Annotated in this window: 13 protein-coding genes; 10 read left to right on the top strand and 3 right to left on the bottom strand. The window is 65.6% G+C overall.

Annotation, left to right across the window (positions count from 1 at the left end; genetic code table 11):
• The first annotated feature begins 18 nt into the window (after positions 1–18).
• The 4 genes from KF715_21405 to KF715_21390 all read left to right on the top strand — a co-directional run bounded on the left by KF715_21405 (position 19) and on the right by KF715_21390 (position 4,436).
• Complete coding sequence (locus KF715_21405) at positions 19–1,398, top strand: glycosyl hydrolase (GenBank protein MBX3739259.1); 1,380 nt, start codon at positions 19–21, stop codon at positions 1,396–1,398.
• Between the two features lie 92 nt (positions 1,399–1,490).
• Positions 1,491–2,315, top strand: a complete 825-nt coding sequence (locus tag KF715_21400) for a sugar phosphate isomerase/epimerase (protein ID MBX3739258.1) — start codon at positions 1,491–1,493, stop codon at positions 2,313–2,315.
• 108 nt (positions 2,316–2,423) lie between these two features.
• Complete coding sequence (locus KF715_21395; GenBank protein MBX3739257.1) at positions 2,424–3,572, top strand: Gfo/Idh/MocA family oxidoreductase; 1,149 nt, start codon at positions 2,424–2,426, stop codon at positions 3,570–3,572.
• A gap of 87 nt (positions 3,573–3,659) precedes the next feature.
• Positions 3,660–4,436 (top strand): 3-ketoacyl-ACP reductase, encoded by a 777-nt coding sequence (locus tag KF715_21390; GenBank protein MBX3739256.1) that lies wholly within the window; start codon positions 3,660–3,662, stop codon positions 4,434–4,436.
• Between the two features lie 19 nt (positions 4,437–4,455).
• On the opposite strand, the gene KF715_21385 is transcribed toward KF715_21390, so the two are convergent.
• A complete protein-coding gene (locus KF715_21385; GenBank protein MBX3739255.1) occupies positions 4,456–5,541 on the bottom strand; it encodes a Gfo/Idh/MocA family oxidoreductase in 1,086 nt (361 codons plus the stop codon).
• Between the two features lie 273 nt (positions 5,542–5,814).
• Between KF715_21385 and KF715_21380 the strand changes: the two genes are divergently transcribed.
• The 3 genes from KF715_21380 to KF715_21370 all read left to right on the top strand — a co-directional run bounded on the left by KF715_21380 (position 5,815) and on the right by KF715_21370 (position 12,864).
• A complete protein-coding gene (locus tag KF715_21380; protein ID MBX3739254.1) occupies positions 5,815–9,636 on the top strand; it encodes a TonB-dependent receptor plug domain-containing protein in 3,822 nt (1,273 codons plus the stop codon).
• Positions 9,637–9,757: 121 nt separating this feature from the next.
• The gene (locus KF715_21375) at positions 9,758–11,815 is read left to right on the top strand and encodes a tetratricopeptide repeat protein (protein ID MBX3739253.1); all 2,058 of its coding nucleotides are present in this window, start codon (positions 9,758–9,760) and stop codon (positions 11,813–11,815) included.
• A gap of 74 nt (positions 11,816–11,889) precedes the next feature.
• The gene (locus KF715_21370; GenBank protein ID MBX3739252.1) at positions 11,890–12,864 is read left to right on the top strand and encodes a glycoside hydrolase family 43 protein; all 975 of its coding nucleotides are present in this window, start codon (positions 11,890–11,892) and stop codon (positions 12,862–12,864) included.
• Here the strand turns inward: KF715_21370 and KF715_21365 are convergent.
• On the bottom strand, positions 12,830–13,522 hold the full coding sequence (locus KF715_21365) for a hypothetical protein (protein ID MBX3739251.1): 693 nt from the start codon (positions 13,520–13,522) through the stop codon (positions 12,830–12,832). The two genes, KF715_21370 and KF715_21365, sit on opposite strands and share 35 nt — an antisense overlap.
• Positions 13,523–13,569: 47 nt before the next feature.
• On the opposite strand from KF715_21365, the gene KF715_21360 reads away from it, so the two are divergent.
• Positions 13,570–16,191, top strand: coding sequence for a DUF4982 domain-containing protein (locus tag KF715_21360; protein MBX3739250.1), 2,622 nt, complete (start codon positions 13,570–13,572; stop codon positions 16,189–16,191).
• Positions 16,188–17,810, top strand: a complete 1,623-nt coding sequence (locus tag KF715_21355) for a rhamnogalacturonan acetylesterase (protein ID MBX3739249.1) — start codon at positions 16,188–16,190, stop codon at positions 17,808–17,810. Before KF715_21360 ends, KF715_21355 begins: the two co-directional genes overlap by 4 nt.
• Here KF715_21355 and KF715_21350 read toward each other — a convergent pair.
• Positions 17,807–18,892 carry a LacI family DNA-binding transcriptional regulator gene (locus KF715_21350; protein ID MBX3739248.1) on the bottom strand — a complete coding sequence of 362 codons (1,086 nt, stop codon included), beginning with the start codon at positions 18,890–18,892 and terminating at the stop codon, positions 17,807–17,809. The two genes, KF715_21355 and KF715_21350, sit on opposite strands and share 4 nt — an antisense overlap.
• Positions 18,893–19,049: 157 nt before the next feature.
• Between KF715_21350 and KF715_21345 the strand changes: the two genes are divergently transcribed.
• A complete protein-coding gene (locus KF715_21345; GenBank protein ID MBX3739247.1) occupies positions 19,050–21,791 on the top strand; it encodes a Tat pathway signal sequence domain protein in 2,742 nt (913 codons plus the stop codon).
• The last annotated feature ends 32 nt before the right edge of the window (positions 21,792–21,823 follow it).

The raw sequence follows: 21,823 nt of genomic DNA, 5'->3' as shown, positions 1-21,823 counted from the left end.
TCTCCGCCTTTCCTCCCGATGCAAATCGACCCCGTCCTCCAACCCGCCGCGCTCACGTCCGCTCTGACGCGCTTCTGGCAGCTCTCTGGTTCGAAGATTGATTCCATCTTCCACAGCTACGATCCGGCGAAGGGCTCGCCCGTTTTCACCGTGGCCGGACAATACACCGCGCGCGGCTGGACCGAGTGGACCGAAGGGTTCAACTACGGCTCCGCGTTCCTCCAGTTCGATGCGACCGGCGAGCGACGCTTCGCCGACACCGCGCAGCAGCTCACCGTCGACCGCATGGCCTCGCACGTCTCGCACTTCGGCGTGCACGACCACGGCTTCAACAATCTCTCGACCTACGGCAACTGGCTGCGCCTCCAGCGCGAGGGCAAGCTCCCCGCGACGCACATCGACTTCTGCGAGCTCGCGCTGAAAACCTCCGGCGCCGTCCAAGCCGCGCGCTGGTCCACGCTCTTCGGCGGCGGCGGCTACATCTACTCGTTCAACGGCCCGCACTCCCTCTTCGTGGATACGATCCGCTCGGTCCGCATCCTCATGGTCGCGCATCGCCTCGGCCACCGCCTCATGGGCGAAAATGACGCCGCGCATTCGCTCCTCGATCGCGGCCTCCAGCACATCGACGCCACGGCGAAATACTCGATCTACTACGGCGAAGGCCGCGACAGCTACGATGTGCCCGCCGAGCGCGGCCGCACGACGCACGAGGCGGTCTTCAACCGCAACGACGGACGTTTCCGCTGTCCGAATTCGCAGCAGGGTTTCTCCGGTTTCACGACCTGGACGCGCGGTCTCTCGTGGGCGATGGTGGGCTTCGCCGAGGAACTCGAGTTTCTCAAAACCGTCAGCGATGCCGAACTCGCGCCACTCGGTGGCCGCGCCAAGTGGGAGTCCGTGCTCCTCAAGGGCGCGCGCGCGACCTGCGACTGGTTCATCGCCAACACCGCCACCGACGGCATCCCGTATTGGGACGGCGGCGCGCCGCACCTGCACCGCCTCGGCGACTGGCGCTCGCGCCCGGCCGAGCCTTTCAACGATTTCGAGCCGGTGGACTCGTCCGCCGCCGCGATCGGCGCGCAAGGCCTGCTCCGCCTCGGCCGTTATCTCGGCGAAACCGCCGAAGGCAAAACCTACTGGCAAGCCGGTCTCACGACGATGCGCACGCTCCTCAGCGACGCGTATCTAGCCACCGCGCCCGACCACCAAGGCCTGCTCGTCCACACTGTCTATCACCGCCCGAACGGTTGGGACTACATCCCGCCCGGCCAGAAAGTGCCGTGCGGCGAAGCCTGCCAATGGGGCGATTACCACCTCCGCGAAGCCGCGCTCTACCTGCAACGCGTGATCGAGAACAAGCCCTACTACACCTTCTTCGGCTGCCTGCGCGGCTGAGGCCGCTCAGCGGTGAGCTCTAAGCGCAAAGCTGAAAGCTCAGAGCCGCTGAATCCGCCCACACCCCGCTTAAAGCTTACCGCTTATCGCTTATGGCTACTGCCGATCTCTCCCGCCTCTGCATCCACACGATCACCACGAAGCCGTGGCCGATCGAGACCGCTGCGGCGAAATTCTCCGCCGCCGGCGTGAAGGGCATCACCGTCTGGCGCGACGCGCTCGCCGGGCGCGACATCGCCGCCACGGGGAAAATGCTCCGTGATCACGATCTCAGCATCGTGTCGCTCTGCCGCGGTGGCTTTTTCCCAGCGCTCACCGCTGAGGGCCGCGCTAAGGCGCTCGACGACAACCGCCGCGCCATCGCCGAGGCGCACGCGCTCGGCGCGCCGCTCATCGTGCTCGTCTGCGGCGCCGTGCCCGGCCAGTCGCTTGTCGAGTCGCGCAAGCAGATCGCCGACGGTATCGCCGCGCTGCTCCCCGATTGCCAAGCCGCCGGCGTGAAGCTCGCCATCGAGCCGCTGCACCCGATGTATGCCGGCGACCGCTCCGCCGTGAACACGCTCGCGCAAGCCAACGACATGGTGGAGCAACTCCGCTCGCCGTTCGTCGGCGTCGCGGCGGACGTTTACCACCTCTGGTGGGATCCAGCGCTCGAGCAGGAAATCGCCCGCTGCGGAAAACTCGGCGCGCTCTTCGCCTATCACGTCTGCGATTGGCGCACGCCGACTGTCGATATGCTCAATGATCGCGGCCTCATGGGCGAAGGTTGCATTCCGCTCCGCCAAATCCGCGCGTGGGTCGAGGCAACCGGCTATCGCGGCTTCAACGAAGTCGAAGTCTTCTCCACGCGCCTCTGGGCGACTGACCAGGACGACTACCTCCAGAAAATCGTCCAAGCCTACCGCGACCACGTCTGAGCGCTTCGCGCAGCTTAAGCAGTAAGCTCAAAGCTGTAAGCCCAGCTCTCTCAAACCCACTCACCGCAAACCCAGCTTAAAGCTTATCGCTTACTGCTTACCGCTTTTATGAAAACTCACACCCTCGGCATCATCATGAACGGCGTCACGGGACGCATGGGCACGAATCAGCATCTCATCCGCTCGATCAAGGCGATCATCGATCAGGGCGGCGTGAAGCTCTCCGACTCCGAAGCCATCATGCCCGATCCAGTGCTCGTCGGTCGCAGCGCGGAAAAGCTCCAGGCGCTCGCCGCCCGCACCGGTGTGAAACGAATCTCCACCAACCTCGACGCCGAGCTCGCGAATCCCGCTAACCAAATCTACTTCGACGCCACTCTCACCGGCCAGCGCCCGAATGGCGTGCGCAAAGCCATCGCCGCGAAGAAACACATCTACTGCGAGAAGCCCACCGCGACCACGTCCGCCGAAGCGCTCGCGCTCTCCAGCGAAGTCACCGCCGCCGGCCTCAAGAACGGCGTCGTGCAGGACAAGCTCTGGCTGCCCGGCCTCGTGAAATTGAAGTGGCTCATGGATCAGGGCTTCTTCGGCAAAATCCTCTCCGTGCGCGGCGAGTTCGGCTACTGGGTCTTCACCGGCGAGTTCGAAAAACTCCAGCGCCCGTCGTGGAATTACCGCAAGGAAGACGACGGCGGCATCATCGTGGACATGGTCTGCCACTGGCAGTATGTGATCCAAAATCTCTTCGGCGACATCAAGAGCCTCACCTGTCTCGGCGCGACGCACATCCCGCAGCGCTGGGACGAGGCCGGCAAACCCTACAAGTGCACCGCGGACGACGCCGCCTACGCCACCTTTGAGCTCACCAACGGCGTCATCTGTCACTTCAACTCCTCGTGGACGACTCGCGTGGACCGTGACGATCTCCTCACGCTCCACGTCGACGGCACGCACGGCACCGCCGTTGCCGGACTCCGCGATTGCAAAGCCCAGTCGATGGCCGCCACGCCGCGCTGCGTCTGGAATCCCGACATCGACTCGCCGATCAAGTATCGCGATGGCTGGGTGCGCGTCCCCGACCAAGGCATCTACGACAACGCCTTCAAGATTCAGTGGGAACTCTTCCTGAAGCACGTCGTTACCGGCAGCCCGTTCCCGTGGTCGCTCGCCGAAGGCGCCAAGGGCGTCCAACTCGCCGAACTCGCCCTCGAATCCTGGGCCAAGCGCGCTTGGGTGGACGTCACGCCGCTCAAGTGATTTCAAATTAAACGCGAAGACGCCAAGGCGCGAAGACCAAGCGATCCTTAGCGTCTTTGCGCCATTGCGTTAAAACAGGATCTTCCGATGAACAAAGTAGCTCTAGTAACGGGTGGCTCGCGCGGCATCGGCTTCGGCATTGCCGAGAAACTCGCCGCCGAAAAGTGGGACCTCATCGTCAACGGCATGCGCCCCGAGGATCAGGTCGCCGAACCGCTCGCCGCGCTCGCGAAGCACGGCATCCGCGTCGCCTACGCGCGCGGCGACGTCGGTTCCGCCGAGGGCCGCGCGGCGATCCTCGCCGTCTGCCGCGAGTTCACCGGCGGCCGTGCGCTGAACCTCCTCGTCAATAACGCAGGCGTCGCGCCGAAAATCCGCGCCGATCTTCTCGAAACCACCGAGGAGAGCTACGACTACGTGATGAACACGAACCTTCGCGGCGTGTTCTTCCTCACGCAGGCGATCGCGCGCGACATGGTCGCCGAGAAGAAAGCCGACGCTTCCTTCAGCGCTGCGATTGTCACCGTCAGTTCCGTCTCAGCGACGATGGCCAGCGTCAACCGCGGCGAATACTGCATCGCGAAAGCCGGTCTCGCGATGCTCAACGAGCTCTTCGCCGCCCGGCTCGGCGCCGACGGCATTCCATCCTTCGAGATTCGTCCCGGTGTAATCAAAACCGACATGACCGCGGCGGTGACTGAGAAATACGACAAGCTCATTGCCGGCGGCGCGTTCGTGCAGCCGCGCTGGGGTTTCCCCGATGACGTCGGCCGCGCCGTGGCCGCGCTCGCGCGCGGCGATTTTCCGTATTCCACCGGCCAGGTGATCCTCGTCGACGGCGGCCTCACGATCCCGCGTCTCTGAGTCGCGCGATCCGCGCCGTTCAGCGCACAGTCGGCAGCCGACGCGCGGCGGCTTGCGCGCGGAGGCAAAGCTCGGCGGCGGCGAAGGCGTGTTCCTGCGTCATGGCGCGTTCGGTGCGATTCAGGCAATCGAGGATGAGTTCGCCGAAGAAGCGGTAGCCGACTTGGCCGTCGACGGACAGATGGTGTTCGCCGCGTTCGTCGACGAGATAGACTTGGTTGCCCACCGCATCGCGCGCGACATCGATGTATTTGCGCAGCTCGAGGTAGCCGCGCGTGCCGAGGACGAAATTGCGTCCGTCGCCCCAAGTGCCGAGGCCGTCGGGCGTGAACCAGTCGACGCGCACGAAGTTCGTCGCGCCATTGTCGCCGACGAGCGACGCCTCGCCGTAGTCCTCGAGCTCCGGCGTTGCGGGATGCGCGTGATTGGCGACGGCCGCGTGCGTCACCTCGGCGGAACGCGCACCGGACCACGTGAGGAACTGCTCGAACTGGTGCGAGCCGATGTCGCAGAGGATGCCGCCGTATTTGGCTTTCTCGAAAAACCACGCGGGGCGACCCGCCTTGCCGAGTCGATGCGGTCCGAGGCCGATCACCTGGAGCACTTTGCCGATCGCGCCGCGCGCGATGAGGTCGGTGGCGTGCATCGCAGCTTCGTTGTGGAGCCGCTCGCTGAAATAGACCGCATACTTGCGGCCGGTCTCGGCGGCGGTCCGCCGCGCGTCGGCCAGTTGCGCGAGCGTGGTGAAGGGCGTCTTGTCGGTAAAGTAGTCCTTGCCGGCGCGCATCACGCGGCACCCGAGCGGGCCGCGCTCACTCGGCACCGCAGCGGCTGCGACCAGGCGAACGGCACCGTCGTCGAGAATCTCGTCGAACGCGCGCGCGATTCTGGCTCCGGGGTGCTTCGCCTGCAGCGCCGCGGCGCGCTGCGCGTCCGGGTCGTGGATCCACTTCAGTTGTCCGCCGGCGGCCACGAGTCCCTCGCATTGGCCGAAGATGTGGCCGTGATCGAGATGCGCGGCGGCGAACACGAAATCGTCACCCGCGACTACCGGGCGCGGTTTTTCTCCGGGGAGCAAATCGGATGGGGCGGGGCGGTGGGGCATGACGTGTTAGCAGAAGCGCGTCGGCGCGCGGCGGCAACTGCGACGTGATCTTCGCCGCGCGGATTTCGCGCGCGAGTCCGGAGATTTCGAACTGTCTGAGGTGCGCCTGATTTGTCGTTCATATGCGGCGGGTGCAGGAAAGCTCCGCACCTCGCGCACCCCTCCTCACGCGCGATCCGATACAAGCACTTCGCTTCCCCAGCGAATCGACCCCGCACCCTTATGCTGAACCTACCCTCGAGGCTCCTTCACGGAGTTCGTTACCTCGCGCCGGTGATTGCCGTCCTGCTCGCTCCGTCGGGCATGGCGCAGCAAGCGGCGCCTGCGGCTGCCGATCGGCAGCCCGAAAACCGCAAACCCGTCCCGGTGGAGACGGTGAAGGAAAACGCGCGCAAGGAGGAAGAGCCCGTCGTGCTGTCGCCGTTCACCGTGACGACCAACAACGACAAGGGCTACTTCGCCGCGAACACGCTGGCCGGCAGCCGCCTCAACACGAATCTCGCCGACCTCGGTGCGTCGATCTCAGTCATCACGAAGCAGCAGATGGACGATACCGCTTCGACGGACATCAATGACATCTTCCGCTACGAGGTAAACACGGAGGGCTCGCTTACCTACACGCCAGGCACGCAGAGCTTCCGCAACGACGGTGTGCTCGACACCATCGCCGGCGGCACGCAAGGCAACGCCGTCGCGTCCTACACCAACGCCGGCGCGAATCGCGTCCGCGGCCTCGGTTCCCCGAGCGCGGCGATCAACTACTATCCCGCGATCTCGTCGGTGCCGTTCGATTCCTACAATACGCAGTCGATCGAAATCAGCCGCGGCCCGAACTCGATGCTCTTCGGTCTCGGCAGTCCCGCCGGCATCGCGAACCAAAGCACGGCCTCGGCGCTGCTCAACCGCGACACGACGAGCCTCTCGTTCCGCACGGATCAATACGGTTCGTTCCGCAGTTCGTTGAATTTCAATCAGGGCCTCATCCACGACAAGCTGGCCATCTACGGCGCCGCGCTCTACGACGACCGCCGCTTCCAGCGCAAGCCGTCCTACGACAAGACCGAGCGCTACTACGCCGCGTTCACGTTCAAGCCGTTCAGCAAGACGACCATCCGGGCGAACTTCGAGAGCTACGACAACGACAACCATCGCCCGAACAGCCTCACGCCGCGCGACTACGTCACGCAGTGGAATCTCGCCGGCCAGCCCTACTACGACGCTCCGTCACACAAGATCTACAGCCTGAAGACCGGTCAGGTGCTCTCGATGATGGTGAACAATTCGGCGAACACCACCTACGCCCAGGCACTCCGCGACTTCGTGCGCGCGCAACCGGGCTACGACCCGACCAAACGCGGCACCTCCGCCACGAACTTCAACGGCACCGACACGAACTTCACGTTCTACAATGGTCTCAGCATTTTCGGTAACACCAACTGGGGCATCCCCGCCAATTGGAAAGCCGGCACCACGTCCGCCAACATCCTGTTCGTTCCCGGCATCGGCGAGGTCAACCAGGCCCGCAGCATCATGCAGATCGCCGGCGGCCAGCTCGTGAACTGGTTCCAGCCCACCTACAATTACCGCTACCTGCCGAACTACGGCGTCGCCGGCAATCCCGCGGGCAACCCGAGCGTCGGCCCCGCCGAAGCCACGATCTGGGCCAACCCCGCGCAATCTGACATCTACACGCGCACCTACACCTCGTCCGCCGGGTGGACCGCCGCCGGCAACGGCATCCTCGCTTCGAGCTATCGCTACCCGAGCGTCACCGACAAATCGATCTACGATTGGACCAGCGTGAACATCAACTCGATGAACTTCGGCGTTGCGAAGAACAAGAACTACAACGTCGAGCTCGAGCAGGAACTCCCCTGGAACCTCTACGTCAACGCCGGCTGGTTCCGCCAGGATTGGAGCCAGCGCACCAACTACACCGTCGCTCAGCTCAACGTCGCCACGCTCTTCGTCGACACCAACAAGACCCTGCCCGACGGCTCCGCGAATCCCTACTTCGGCAAGCCCTACGTCGAAGACCAGGACCCCGACGCCTACTACAACGCCGAACTCGACGACCACTATCGCGCGATGCTCGCGTGGACGCCTGACTTCACCCGCAACAGCGGCTGGACCAAATGGCTCGGCAAACACCAGATCCTCGGCCTGTGGTCGCGCGACGAATACCTCGCCACGACCATCCGCCAGCGCCTCGAATACATGTCGAGCACCAGCGCCACGGGTGCCTATCGCTATCTGCGCAATCCGAACAACCTCGCCGACGGCACCCCCTCCGGCTGGAACCGCCAGACCACCTCGCTCCGCCGCACGTATTACCTCGCCTCGCCCACCGACCCGAACGGCGTCGTCACTCGCTCGGCCGGCTACTGGGATTACCTCGACTACAGCGGCACCATCCGCGCCTACGACTACGATCAAAGCCAGTTCATCCCGATCGGCGTCACCACCGCCTTCGACGACTTCGATGCCGGCACCGGCCGCAATCAGCGCATCGTCGACTCCAAGAGCGGCGGCATGACCAGCTACCTCTGGGGCAACCGCCTCATCGCGACCTTCGGTTTCCGCGAGGACAAATACAAGGCGCGCGTCACCAACACCGGTCTGCCCGCCGTCAAGGACTCCAACGGCAACATCGTCGCCGACGCCATCACCGCCCCGCAGAAGTGGGTCAACGGCGTGTTCCAACGCGACTTCCTCTTCAACCGCTGGGGCCCCTACGCCGAACTCACGGGCCGCACCAAGACGATCGGCGGCGTTCTGCGCCCGTTCCAAGGCTGGGCCAACATTGATCGCCGCGCCGATAACGGCTCGCTGCTCTGGCAGTTCGTTCGCGACTTCGGCGTGAGCTTCAACAAGTCCGACAACTTCAACCCGCCGTCCTCCGCCCTCGGCGACTTCTACGGCAAGCAGCTCGCAAAGCCCGTCGGCGAAGGCAAGGACATCGGCGTCCAGTTCTCGCTCTTCGACAACAAGCTCTTCGCCCGCGTCACTTGGTTCGACGCCTCGAATCTCAACGAGAACATCTCCGCCCCGGTCGTCTTCGGCCGTCTCTCGAACAACATCGACCAAACCCTGTTCCGCAACTGGGCGCGCACCATCTCGCTGATCAACCTCCAGGCCACGCACCCGGGCGACACGCGCTACAATCCGGTCGATTCCACGAACTTCGGCGCCAACCTGAGCACGGCGGAAGAAGCCGAGGTCCAGGCCGCCGCCGCGAAGATCTGGAAGCTGCCTTACGACTACTACAGCACGCTGCCTTACACCACCGGCGCCACGCGCAATGCCCAAGCCAAGGGCTTGGAAGCGGAAATCAGCTACAACCCGACCCGCAACTGGACCCTGAAGTTCACCTTCGGCAAGCAGGACACGAAATACTCCAGCGTGCTCAAGGAATTCGATCCCTGGGCCGCCGAGCGCATGGCCGTGTGGAAGGCCGCCAAGGCGAGCGACTACCTGCTCCCGCAATACCAGAGCATGGCGACCTATCAGACCAAGAGCGACGGCACGGGCCGCCAGGTGAACCTGACGAACTTCTGGAGCTCCTTCGGCTACAACAGCGCCCTGTTCCCCGAACAGGCCAACGCGTTCGCCAATCCCGAAGCCAACTGGAACGGCGTCGTCGTCCCGCAACTCACGCTCGACCGCGACCTCCAAGGCCAGTCGGTCCAGGGGCAGCGCAAATACCGCTGGTCGATGCTCAGCAACTACACCTTCAGCACCGGCAAGCTCAAGGGTGTCAGCGTCGGCGGCAGCCTGCGCTGGGAAGACAAGGCCGTCATCGGCTACGCCGGCAAGTCCAGCGGCGTGAATCTCTACAACGGCGTGCCCGTCCTCGACTACGCCGACGTGACCAAGCCCTACTACGACAAGGAGCACTATTACACCGATCTCTGGATCAGCTACCGCTTCACGACTTGGAGCAACAAGGTCCGCGCCAAGGTCCAGCTCAACGTCTCCAACGTCTTCGAGAACGGCGGCCTCCGCCCCGTCGCGGTCAACTACGACGGCTCGCCGTATTCGTTCCGCATCATCGACCCGCGCCAGTTCACGCTGACGACGACGTTCGACTTCTGATCGAAACGAGCGAACAACTTCGCGCCCTTCAGCCCTCCGGTGTCCCCGGAGGGCTTTTCATGTTGTTCCCTCGCGCCGCCCCACGAAAACTGTCGCGCCAACACGGCCCGTTCGCGCGCCCATGAAAAAATCCGACGCCCCGGCTTCGCGCCCCGAGTGGCACGAACGTCCTCTGCTCGTCGCCGTCCTGCTCCTCGCGGCGGCGGCGCTCGCGTGGGCGAACACATGGCGCGCCCCCTTCGTTTTCGACGACCACGCTTCGATTCTGGAAAATCGCAGCCTGCGCGATCTGGGCTCGTTCGCCTGGCTGACTCCGCCGCACCAAGGCGGGGAAACCGTGAGCGGCCGGCCAGTGCTCAACTTCACGTTCGCCCTCAATCACGCTCTCGGCGGACTCGACGTGCGCGGCTATCACCTGACGAATCTCCTCATGCATTGGGCGGGAGCGCTGGCGCTTTTCGGCGTCGTGCGCCGAGTCCCGATCGCCGGACGGCGCAGCAGCGGTTTGGCCGTCGCCGTCGCGTTCGCGTGGATGCTGCACCCGCTCCAAACCGAGTCGGTGACCTACATCGTGCAGCGGGCCGAATCGCTCATGGGGCTGTTTTGCCTGCTGACTCTGTATTGTTTTGCGCGCGCCGCCGCGCCTGCGGCCGCCGATGTGGCACCGGCGCGCTTCGGCGCTCGCACTTGGTCTGCACTCTCCGTCGTCTGCTGCCTACTCGGTGCCGGCACGAAGGAGGTGATGGTCGTCGTGCCCGTGCTGGTGTTGTTTTTCGATCGCGCGTTTTTCGCGGGGGACTTGGCCACCGCTTGGCGGACGCGCCGCGGTTACTACCTCGCGCTTGCGTCCTCGTGGCTGGTGGTCGCCGGTTGCCTGGCCATGACCGGTGGCGATCGCGGCGGCACCTTCGTGTTGAGCGATCCGGCGGCGTGGACCGCGCGCTGGTTGACCCAGTTCAGAGCCATCGCGACGTATCTCCAGCTCGCCGTCTGGCCGACACCTTTGGTTTTCGAATACGAGGCGTATCGAGTGGGCAATGTGACTGAGGTGCTTCCGTTCGCGCTGCTCGTGCTGCCTTTGGTCGTGCTGGCGGCGATCGCACTGTGGCGCTGGCCGGGCTGGGGATTCCTGGGACTCTGGTTTTTCGCTCTGCTCGCGCCGAGCAGCCTTCTGCCGGGCGTCGACCAGATGATCGTCGAGCATCGTCTGTATTTGCCGCTCGCCGCCGTCATCGTGGCCGGAGCGGCGGCCATTCGTTGGGGTGTGCACCGTCTGGCCGCGCCGCCGCTCGTGGGAACGCTCGCGGCGGCGGCGATCGTCGTCGCGCTCGGGGTCGCTACTTTCCAGCGCAACAGCGATTACGCTTCGGCCATCGCGCTTTGGGGCGACACGGTCCAAAAGCGGCCGAACAATCCGCGTGCGCACCATAACCTCGGCGTCGCGCTGGCCCAAGCGGGCCGGCTCGACGAAGCGCGGGAGCAATTCCAGCGGACGCTGCTCTTGCAGCCCAATCACGCGTTCGCGCACTTCGAGCTCGGCAAGATGGCGCTGCTCGCCGGACATTGGTCCGAGGCGCAGGATCGTTTTCAGGCCGCATTGCAGGCCGACCCCGGCTACGTCGACGCGCATGTGAACCTCGCGCAAGCGCTCGAGCGGCAGGGCAGGGCGGAGGAGGCGGTCATGCAACTGCGCGCTGCGCTCGCATTGCAGCCGGCGAACGACATCCGCGTGAGCCTCGCCGGGCTGTTGCTCCCGCTCGGACGTGTCGGCGAAGCGGCGCCGCTGCTCGAGCAAGCGCTCGCCGAACCTCCCGAGTTGCCCGAAGCGCATTTCTATTTGGCGCGTCTGCGCGAACGCGCCGGCGATGCCGCGACTGCCGAGCGTGAGCTGCGCAGCGCCTTGCGCATGCGGCCCGCCTATGCCGCGGCCGCAGTCGCGTTGGGTAATCTCGTCGCGCGGCAAGGCCGATTCGCCGAAGCCATCGACTCCTTCCGCGCCGCGCTCGCCGCCGAGCCGGAGCATTATCAGGCGCGCAACAATCTCGCCAATTGCTACCTCGCGCTGCGCCGCTTCCCCGAGGCGGTCGCCGAATACGAACTCATCCTGCAAGCCCGGCCGAACGACACCGCCGTGCGCGCCAATCTCGGCATCGCGCGCGCGATGCTTGCTTCACCTTGACCGCATTGAACTGTCCGCCGTCGCGGCGATTGTCGCGCCGCAAGCCCACCTGCTCCCTTGCATCGCTGTTGCCGATGATCCCGCGCCGTCTCGCCCTGGTTTGCTGCCTCGCGTTTTCCGCGTGGGTCGCGGCGCGCAGTGCCGACTCGGAAGCGCTGCTTTTCGCCTACTTCACACAGAACGGCGCCGATGGCCTGCATCTCGCCTGGAGCGACGATGGTTTCCGGTGGGAGAAACTCGTGGGCGGCGCGAGCGTGCTGCGGCCGACGATCGGCGCGAAGGAGAAACTCATCCGCGACCCCTCGGTCGCACGCGGCCCGGACGGCGTTTTTCACGTCGTGTGGACGTCGGGCTGGTGGGAACACGGCATCGGCTACGCGTCGACCCGGGATTTCGTCCATTGGAGCACGCCGCGGGAGATTTCCGTGATGGCGCGCGAGTCGGCGGCGCGGAATTGCTGGGCGCCCGAGATCGTCTGGGATCCGGACGCGGCGGAGTTTCTCATCCTCTGGGCGACCACGATACCGGGATGTTTTTCCGCCGGAGCCGAGAGCTCGGAAAACGGACTCAACCATCGCATTTACTATACCGCGACGAAGGATTTCGCGACCTTCACGCCCGCTCGTGTCTTGTTCGATTTCGGCTTCAGTGCCATCGACGCCACGCTGCTCAAAGTCGGACGGGACTGGCATCTGTTCTTCAAGGACGAGACACGCTACCCGCAGCCGGCGAAGAATCTCCTGCACGCCATCGGTGCGAATCCGCGCGGTCCGTTCACGCATGTTTCGCCGCCGTTCTCGCCGGCGAAACTCTGGGTCGAGGGGCCGTCGGTGGTCTGCGTCGGTGACGAATACCTGCTCTATTTCGACGCTTACATCGAAAAACACTACGGTGTTCTGCGCTCCCGCGACCTTGCGCACTGGGAAGACGCGACGCGCCAGCTGCGCCTGCCCGACGAAGGCACTCCTCAGCGTCCGCGCCACGGCACCGTGATTGCGGTGCCGCGCGAGATCGTCACGGCGTTGCAACAGCTGAAGTTGGCGCCGTAACCGCGAAATCCGCGATCTCGATCCGGCTATGCACCGTCCGCAGCCCAAACCAGCCTTCGCGCAGCGGCTGCGGATCATTGAACTCGAACACGACCACTCCGTCGCGGCTCCAGCGCACGCGGCCGTCGGCCGTGACGCTGATCTCGATCAAATAGGTGCGGTCCGCTTCCAGCAGCGAGCCACGGTCGCGTCGGTCATGTTCGGGCAACAACGGTTTTGCGCCTTGGCCGTCGTAGCGCCGGAACCGCGTGGTCGTGTTCTCGTTGCCCCCGCAGCCGACATAGTAAGTGGCGAGGCGATCGTAGTCTTCGAACTTCCCGGTGCGCCGCGCGGCGTTTTCCCACAGCGGCCCCGGATGCGCCGGATCGCTGGCCATCCAGAAGCAGTTCAAATCCGACACGCGGCTGCGCGCACTGACCGTCGCACGATAGCGGATTGTCACCGGTGCGCGGAGTTTTTCGCGAAACCACACCGTGCAACCGGCGGTGTCCTCGATCACGAGTCGCCCCGCTTCGCTGAACACGCGTCCGCCGGGCATCTGCTCGACGCTCCAGCGCGACAGACCGTGCGTGAAGTCATCCGCATGCACCACGCGCTCGGTGCCGGATGCGAGGGTGACGGACAGCGAGAGCAACGAAATCAGCCAGCGAATTCTCACCCCTCCAGCGAAAGCGTGCTTCGCCGCCGACGCGAACGGTTTTTCCCATGAATCTCTCCCGCTGTCTTCTCCTTGCGGCCACATTGTCGACTGGCGTGTTCGCCGCCGTCACCGATTCGCCGCGCGAGCGCCTGCCCCTCAACGACGGATGGAAATTCACGCGCGGCGATCAGCCCGACACGGGCGGCGCATTGGACTACGAACGCGTGCGCGCGTGGGTGCTGCCGACGGGCGACGAGCTGCTCAACTACCTGCCGGCACCGCGTGCGCGGAGCGAAGGGATGCCGGGCGGACGCCCGATTCAATATTCGCGCCCCGAATTCAAGGACGACGCGTGGCGTGCCGTGACATTGCCGCACGACTGGGCGATCGAGGGGCCGTTCCAGCAGGAGCTTTCCGGCGACACGGGCAAGCTGCCCTACGCCGGCGTCGGTTGGTATCGGAAAAAATTCATGCTGCCCGCGAGCGACGCCGGCCGACGCATCCACCTCGAGTTCGACGGCGCGATGTCCTACGCGCTCGTCTGGTGCAACGGCGAGTTCGTCGGCGGCTGGCCCTACGGCTACACCTCGTGGCGCGTCGACCTCACGCGCTTCCTCAAGCCCGGCGCGGAGAACACGCTCGCAGTGCGACTCGATAATCCGCGCGAATCCTCGCGTTGGTATCCCGGTGCGGGGATCTACCGCAATGTCTGGCTGACAAAGACTGCCGACGTCTCGGTTGCGCATTGGGGCGTCGCGGTGACCACGCCGCAAGTGAGCGCGCAGTCCGCGCTGGTTCACGTCGCAATCACGCTCGACAATCTCTCGGCCGAGCCGGCCGAGGTGGAAGCCAGCGTGCGGATTTTTGCGGCGGACGCCGAGGGTCGCGCCATCGGCGCACCGGTGGCTGAGAGCGGCGGGCAAGCGGCGCGCATCCCGGCCGGCCGCCAAGCCAACGCCGCGCACTCGCTCGTGGTGCCCGCACCGCGGCTCTGGAGCTTACACGAGCGGAACCGCTACGTCGCCGAGACGCGGATAGTGCGCGACGGCCGCGTGATCGACGAAGTGCGCACGCCCTTCGGCATTCGCTCGCTCGTCGTCTCGTCCACGAAGGGTTTTTTGCTCAACGGCGAGCGCGTCGTCCTCAACGGCGTGTGCAATCACCACGATCTCGGCGCGCTCGGCACGGCGATCAACGTGCGCGCTTTGGAGCGGCAATTGGAGATTCTTCAGGCCGTGGGCTGCAATGCGCTCCGCACGAGCCACAATCCGCCGGCACCCGAGCTCCTCGAATTGTGCGATCGCATGGGCTTCGTCGTCATGGTCGAGGCGTTCGATGCCTGGCGATTGGGCAAGAAGCGCGACGACTACAGCCGTGTCTTCGACGACTGGCACGAGAAGGATCTGCGCGCCATGGTGCGCCGCGACCGCAACCACCCCTGCATCGTGCAATGGAGCATCGGCAACGAAGTGCGCGAGATCTTCGAAGCCGACGGTTGGAAGCTGGCCGCGCACCTCGCCGCGATCGTGCGCGAGGAGGACCGCACGCGTTCCGTCGTGATGGGCCTGCACAACGTGAACGCGCCCTACATGGGTTTTGCTGACGTCCTCGACGTCGTCGGCTACAACTACAAGCCGGAAGACTACGCGAAGGTCCGCGCGCACTACCCGCACATCGTGCTCATGGGCTCTGAAACCGCGTCGACGATCAGCTCGCGCGGCGAGTATTTCTTCCCGGTGTCGGACGACAAGGCGGAGGGACGTTCGGACTTTCAGGTGAGCAGCTACGATCTCGCCGCGCCGCGGTGGGCCTTCCCGCCGGATGCGGAATGGAAAGGGCTCGATGCGAATCCGAGTGTGCTCGGCGAGTTCGTTTGGACCGGTTTCGACTATCTCGGCGAGCCGACGCCTTTCAACGCCGACGCCACGAACCTCCTCAACTTCGCCGATCAGGCTGCGCGCGAGAAAGCCGCGAAGGAGCTCGCCGACCTTGGCCGCATTCGCGTGCCGTCGCGCAGCAGTTACTTCGGCATCGTGGACCTCGCCGGGTTTCCGAAGGACCGCTTCTACCTCTACCAATCCCGCTGGCGCCCGGACCTCCGCATGGCGCACATTCTCCCGCACTGGAACTGGCCGGAACGCATCGGGCAGGTGACGCCGGTGCACGTCTACAGCTCGGGCGACGAAGCCGAGCTTTTCCTCAACGGCCAGTCGCTCGGTCGCAGGAAACGCGGCGCCTTCGAATACCGCTTCCGCTGGGACGACGTGAAGTATCAGCCCGGCGAATTGAAGGTCGTGACCTACAAGCACGGTCAGCCGTGGGCCGACGCCGTCGTGCGCACCACCGGTCCAGCCGCAGCCGTGCGCCTGAAGGCGGACCGCACTGCGCTGCGCGCCGATGGACAGGACTTGGTTTTCGTCACTGCTGAAATCGTCGACGCGCGCGGCGATGTCGTGCCGCGCGCGAAGTCGTTGCTGAAAGTTTCCGTGGAAGGGCCCGCCGATTTGGTGGCGACCGACAACGGCGACGCGACCAGCCATGTGTCGTTCCAAAGCCCGGAGCGCGCGGTCTTCAACGGTCTTGCGCTCATTGTTGTCCGTCCTCGCGCCGGAGCGGGTGGCGGCATCAGGATTCTCGCCACTTCCGCAGGTCTCACCACCGGACAAATCGAAGTCACCGCCCAATGAAACTCCCCGCGCTCGCCCTCCTCGCCATGAGTTCCCTTGTTCTCGCCTCGGCGCAGACGCCACCTCCGGCCGGCCTGCCCGACGCCCCGCCCGAAAATCCCGGCAAGATCGACCCCGCGTTGCCGACGATCTTCGTCGCTGGCGATTCGACTGCCGCGCGCGCGAAGGCGCCGCAGCAGGGTTGGGCGGTCGAGTTCGCCAAATACCTCGATCTCTCCAAGGTGAACGTCTCCAATCGCGCGCTCGGCGGCCGCAGCTCGCGGACTTTCATCACGCAAGGGTGGTGGGCGAAGCTGCTCGCCGACGTGAAGCCGGGCGATTGGGTGCTGATTCAGTTCGGGCACAACGACAGCAGTCCGGTGAACGAAGATGCCGCGACGCCCCGCGAGAAGATGCGTTCGCGCGGCTCGTTGCCCGGACTCGGCGAGGAGACGCAAGACATCGTGAACGTCCTGACGGGAAAACCGGAAACCGTGCGCACCTTCGGCAGCTACCTGCGCGAGATGATCCGCGATGTCCGCGCGAAGGGCGCCACGCCGATTCTCCTCTCGCGCACCATCCGCTGCCAGTGGCCGGACGGCAAAATCGAACGCGGCGCGCCGCATCGCGATTGGACGCGCGAACTGGCCCAGGCGGAGGGCGTGTGGTTCGTCGACGTGAGCCGGCTCGTTGCCGACGCGTTTCAAAAACTCGGAGAGGAGAAAGTGAAAACCTTCTTCCCCGCCGATCACACCCACACGAACGTCACCGGTGCCGATGCCGTCGCACAGCAAGTCGTCGCAGGACTCCTCGGCTTGAAGGCAAAGGAAGCGAACTTCGCGCGCTGGCTCGCGCCCGCCGGTGCCGCGATCCAGCCGGACCCGATCGGCTGGCTGAACCTCCCGGAGCCTCGCGATCCGAAGCTCCCCACGCTGCTCCTCATCGGCGATTCCACCGTGCGCAACGGTCGCGGCGACGGTGCTGGCGGGCAATGGGGGTGGGGCGAGCCGCTCGCGACGCATTTCGATCCGAGCAAGATCAACGTCGTCAATCGGGCCATCGGCGGCCTGAGCAGCCGCACATTTTTGACGCAAGGCCACTGGGAACGCGCGCTGACCTTACTGAAGCGCGGCGACGTGGTGTTGATGCAATTCGGCCATAACGACAACGGGCCGCTCAACGACACCACGCGGGCGCGCGGCACGATCAAGGGTGTCGGCGAGGAGACGGAGACGATCGACAACCAATTTACGCACACGCGGGAAACCGTCGGCACCTACGGCTCCTATTTGCGCCGCTACATCCGCGACGCGAAGGCGGCGGGTGCCACGCCGATCATCTGCACCCTTGTGCCCCGCAAGACGTGGAAGGACGGCAAGATTGTCCGGAGCAACGACAGCTATGCCGCGTGGGCGCGCGAAGTCGCCCGGCATGAAGGCGTCCGCTGCATCGATCTCAACGAACTCGTCGCCACCCGCTACGACGAGCTCGGTCAAGCGGCCGTCGACGCCCTCTTCGCGGACGAGCACACCCACACCAGCCGCGCCGGCGCCGAACTGAACGCCTCAATCGTCGCGCACGCGCTGGCAGGTTTCGTTGCGAGCGACGCCAGCCTCGCGGCCTTTCGGTCGGAAAATTAACTGACGGTTGCTCTCGTTGCCGCGCGGCGGCGACGCGGAGGAGCGTCTTGCTCGGCCGACGCCTCGCGCGGGCGCAGCGTCGGGCCTTCGATGAGGCGGGCGGGGATGGTCGTGAGCGACGGCTGCGACGGGATGCCGAATTCGCTGTGCATCAGGTGACCGGTGACGAGCTCCGTCGCGCGGGCGCCGAGTTGGGGCGCCTGGAAATCCATCGCGGCGCAGCTGCCGTCGGTGCGCAGCGAGTTCAGGCAGACGAAGCTGTGGGTGCGCGGGACCTTTGCGCCGCAGCGCTTCATCCAGGCCAGCGCGTCCGGAAAATGGCCGAGCACGACGTCGGGCTTGTATTGCTCGAACCACGGACGGAACACGTCGAAATTCACGCCCTCCGCGCGGAGGATCGGCACTTTGGAGATTTCCGGCAGGTAGTGCTGGAGGGCGAGGAACGCGCCTTCCCAGCGAAAGTGCAGGCGCTCGTCGAGCGAGGTCTCGATGAACATCCCGGGCCGACGGAAGCCGCGCGCATGCAGGTCGCGCAGCAGGCCGATCATCGAGCGATAGTGGTCCGAGCACACGCAGTGCATCGGCGGGCTGTCGACGAAGTAGTCGACGTAGACCGCCGTGTAGCGCGACCAGCTGAGTCCGGTGAGGTCGGGAAATCCGGCGGCGGGCAGCACGATCAGGCCGTTGATGCCGCGGGTCTGAAGAATGGAGTCGAGCCGGCTGAGCTTGAGTCCCGCCGCGCCGATCTGGAAACGATCGACCTTGAAGCCGAGTTGCGCCGCCTTGTCGGATACGCCGCGGAACACCGCGTCATTGTAGCGCTGGGCATTCTCCGACTGGTTGTCGGCGACGATTTCGATGACGGCCAGCACGCCGCGGAATTGCTGCCCGCAGGAACGGCGCAGGAACGACATGACCGCGCCGGCGAGTGGATTGCGGTCGTAACCCGCGGCTTTGGCGGCGGCGCGGACGCGCTCGACGGTCTCGGGTTTCACGCGCGGCGAGCCGCGCAGCGCGTCGGATACCGTGGTGCGGGAGAGGCCCAGTTCGCGGGCCAGGGTGCGCAGGGTCGGGGTGGCCATGGGATAGGCTCGTTTCAGGGAGCCACACCGACCGGCCGATTCAACGAAATTCCTCGGACGGTCCGAATTTTAAGCTCCGGCAAATGACGTGACCTTGTCCATAGTTCCGCCGTCTCCCTCTTCCCGCGCCGTCCCCACGCGGACCATCCCCAACCCCATGGCACACTTCACTCGCAGGGAATTCGTGCGCAGCACCGTGCTCGGTGCCGCCGCGCTCAACCTCGTCTCGCAACTCCAGGCCGACTCGCCGCCATCGGCCGCCGCACGGACGTCAGCCCCTCTGAAACCGGGAATCGCTCCCGTGCGCTGGCTCGATGTGGCGCCGCCGAGGTATTTCCCCGGTGCGACGTGGGGCGTAGCGTGGCCGCGCGGCACGCAGGCCGCTGGCACGAGCTTCGCGCTGCGCGGCACCGACGGTGCCAATTTCCCCACCCAAAGCTGGCCGCTCGCCACGTGGCCCGATGGCTCGCTGAAATGGACTGCGCACGCGCTGCCCGCGGGCGTCGTGCCGCACGAAATCGAGATTTCCGCCGGCCAGCCGGCCGCGCCCGCCACGCCGCTGCATGTCGCCGAAGACGCGGCGAGCATCACGGTGGACACCGGTGTGGTGACTTGCCGCCTCAACAGGTCCGGCGACCGTCTCGTCGCGTCGCTTGTGCGCGGCGGCGCGGAGGTCGCGCGCGCCGGGCGGCTCGTTTGCCTGCGTGAGGATCGCAGCGGTGCGCCCGTGATCGAGGAATTCAGCGGCGCCATCGAGCGCGTCACGCTCGAGCAGTCCGGCCCGATTCGCGCGGTCGTGAAAGTGGAGGGAAAACACGCGCGCGCGGGCCGCGCTTGGCTGCCTTTTGTGGTGCGCTTCTACTTCCATGCGGGCGGCGAGGCGATCCGCGTGCTGCACACGATCGTGCACGACGGCGACGAGAACCGGGATTTCATTCGCGGACTCGGTGTGCGGTTCGAGGTGCCGATGCGCGGCGAGCTGCACGACCGGCATGTGCGTTTTTCCGGGCAGGAAGCGGGTTTGTTCGCCGAGGCCGTGCGGGGCATCACCGGCCTGCGCCGCGATCCGGGCAAGGAGATCCGTGAAGCGCAACTCGCCGGTGCGGCCACGCCGCCGTTGGCCGAGTGGCGTGCGCCCGTGCCGCAGCTGCTGAAATATGTGCCCGCCTACGCGGATTGGACGCTCTTTCAGTCGAGCTGTGACGGGTTCGAGATTCGCAAACGCACGAAAGAAGGACGCACCTGGCTTACGCCGTCACGTGGTCAGCGCGCGGGTGGACTCGCCTACATCGGCACGCCGTCGGGTGGGCTCGCGATGGGCATTCGCAATTTCTGGCAAAGTTACCCGGCTCAACTCGACGTGCGAGGGGCGACGGGCGAGACGGCCGAGTTGACCGCGTGGCTCTGGGCGCCGGATGCCGCGGCGATGGACTTGCGCGGCTATCATGATGGGATGGGTCAGGACACCTACGAGAAACAGCTCGAGGGTCTCGACATCACCTACGAGGACTACGAGCCGGGCTTCGACAAACCCGAAGGCGTGGCGCGGACGAGCGAGCTGTTCCTTTTCCCGGTCGCCGCGACGCCGACGCGCGAGCGTCTGGTCGAATTTGCCGAGGTCGTGCGCACGCCGCCCGTGCTCGTGACGACGCCGGAGCACCTGCACCGCTGCGCGGTGTTCGGCGATCTCTGGGCGCCGGTCGATCGCAGCGCTCCGGGCAAGATGGCCATTGAGGACCGGTTGAGCTGGCTCTTCGGCTTCTACCAACAGGAACGCGAGAGTCGCCGTTGGTATGGTTTCTGGAACTACGGCGACGTCATGCACACCTACGACGCGGACCGTCACGAGTGGCGTTACGATGTCGGCGGTTTTGCCTGGGACAACTCGGAGCTCTCTACCGATCTCTGGTTGTGGTTCTACTTTCTCCGCACCGGACGCGCCGACGTGTTCCGTTTTGCCGAGGCGATGACTCGTCATACCGGCGAAGTCGACGTGCACCACCTCGGACGCTTTGCGCCGCTCGGCTCGCGGCACAACGTTCTGCACTGGGGCTGCAGCGCGAAGCAGCTGCGCATCAGCACGGCGCTGAACCGGCGATTCTATTACTACCTGACCGGTGACGAGCGCGTCGGCGATCTCATGCGCGAACAGATCGAGGCGGCGCGCGCGCTCGCGACGACCCAGGCGAACCGCAAGGTCGCGAAGGATCGCGTGACCGCGCCCGATCCGAACGCGCGCGAAGTCTACGCCGGCTTCGGCACCGACTGGGGCTCGCTGGCGGGCGCGTGGCTCACGGAATGGGAACGCACGGCGGATCCGAAAATGCGCGACCGGCTCCTCGCGAGCATGCGGACGATCGCCTCGCAGCCGCTCGGCTTTTTCACCGGCGGCGCGCGGCTCGAGTTGGCGACCGGCGCGTTCGCGCACTCGACCTTCGATAAACCGGTGGTGTCGCATCTCTCGGCGGTGTTCGGCCTCGTCGAGGTCTGCGCCGAACTCGTGCAGTTGCTGCCCGAGGTGCCGGAATTCAAGACCGCGTGGCTCGACTACTGCCGACTCTATAATGCGCCGAAGGCGGAGCAGGCAGCGCGTTTCGGCGCACCGCTCACGGGCACGAATCTCGAGCAAGGTCACTCGCGCCTCACCGCTTTCGCGGCGCGGCAGACGGGCGACACGGCGCTCGCCGCGCGCGCCTGGAATGAGTTTCTCCATCCGCCTGGTCCGGGTGGACGCCCGAGTCGCAACCGTCCACGCAACGAGACGAAACACATCGAGGGCCCTGCGGTTCTGCGGCCAGTTGACGAGGCGTTCGGCGTGTCGACCAACGACACGGCGCAATGGGGTTTGGCCGCGATGCAGTGCCTCGCGCTGGTCGGCGATCAGCTGCCGCGCGACTGAGCAAGGGTGGCTGGCGTGGGCGCTGTCGCCGC

The organism is Candidatus Didemnitutus sp. (genome assembly GCA_019634575.1).
Classification (GTDB): domain Bacteria; phylum Verrucomicrobiota; class Verrucomicrobiia; order Opitutales; family Opitutaceae; genus Didemnitutus.
Note: the sequence above shows the minus strand (reverse complement) of the source record. Positions and strands in the feature narration are given on the sequence as shown.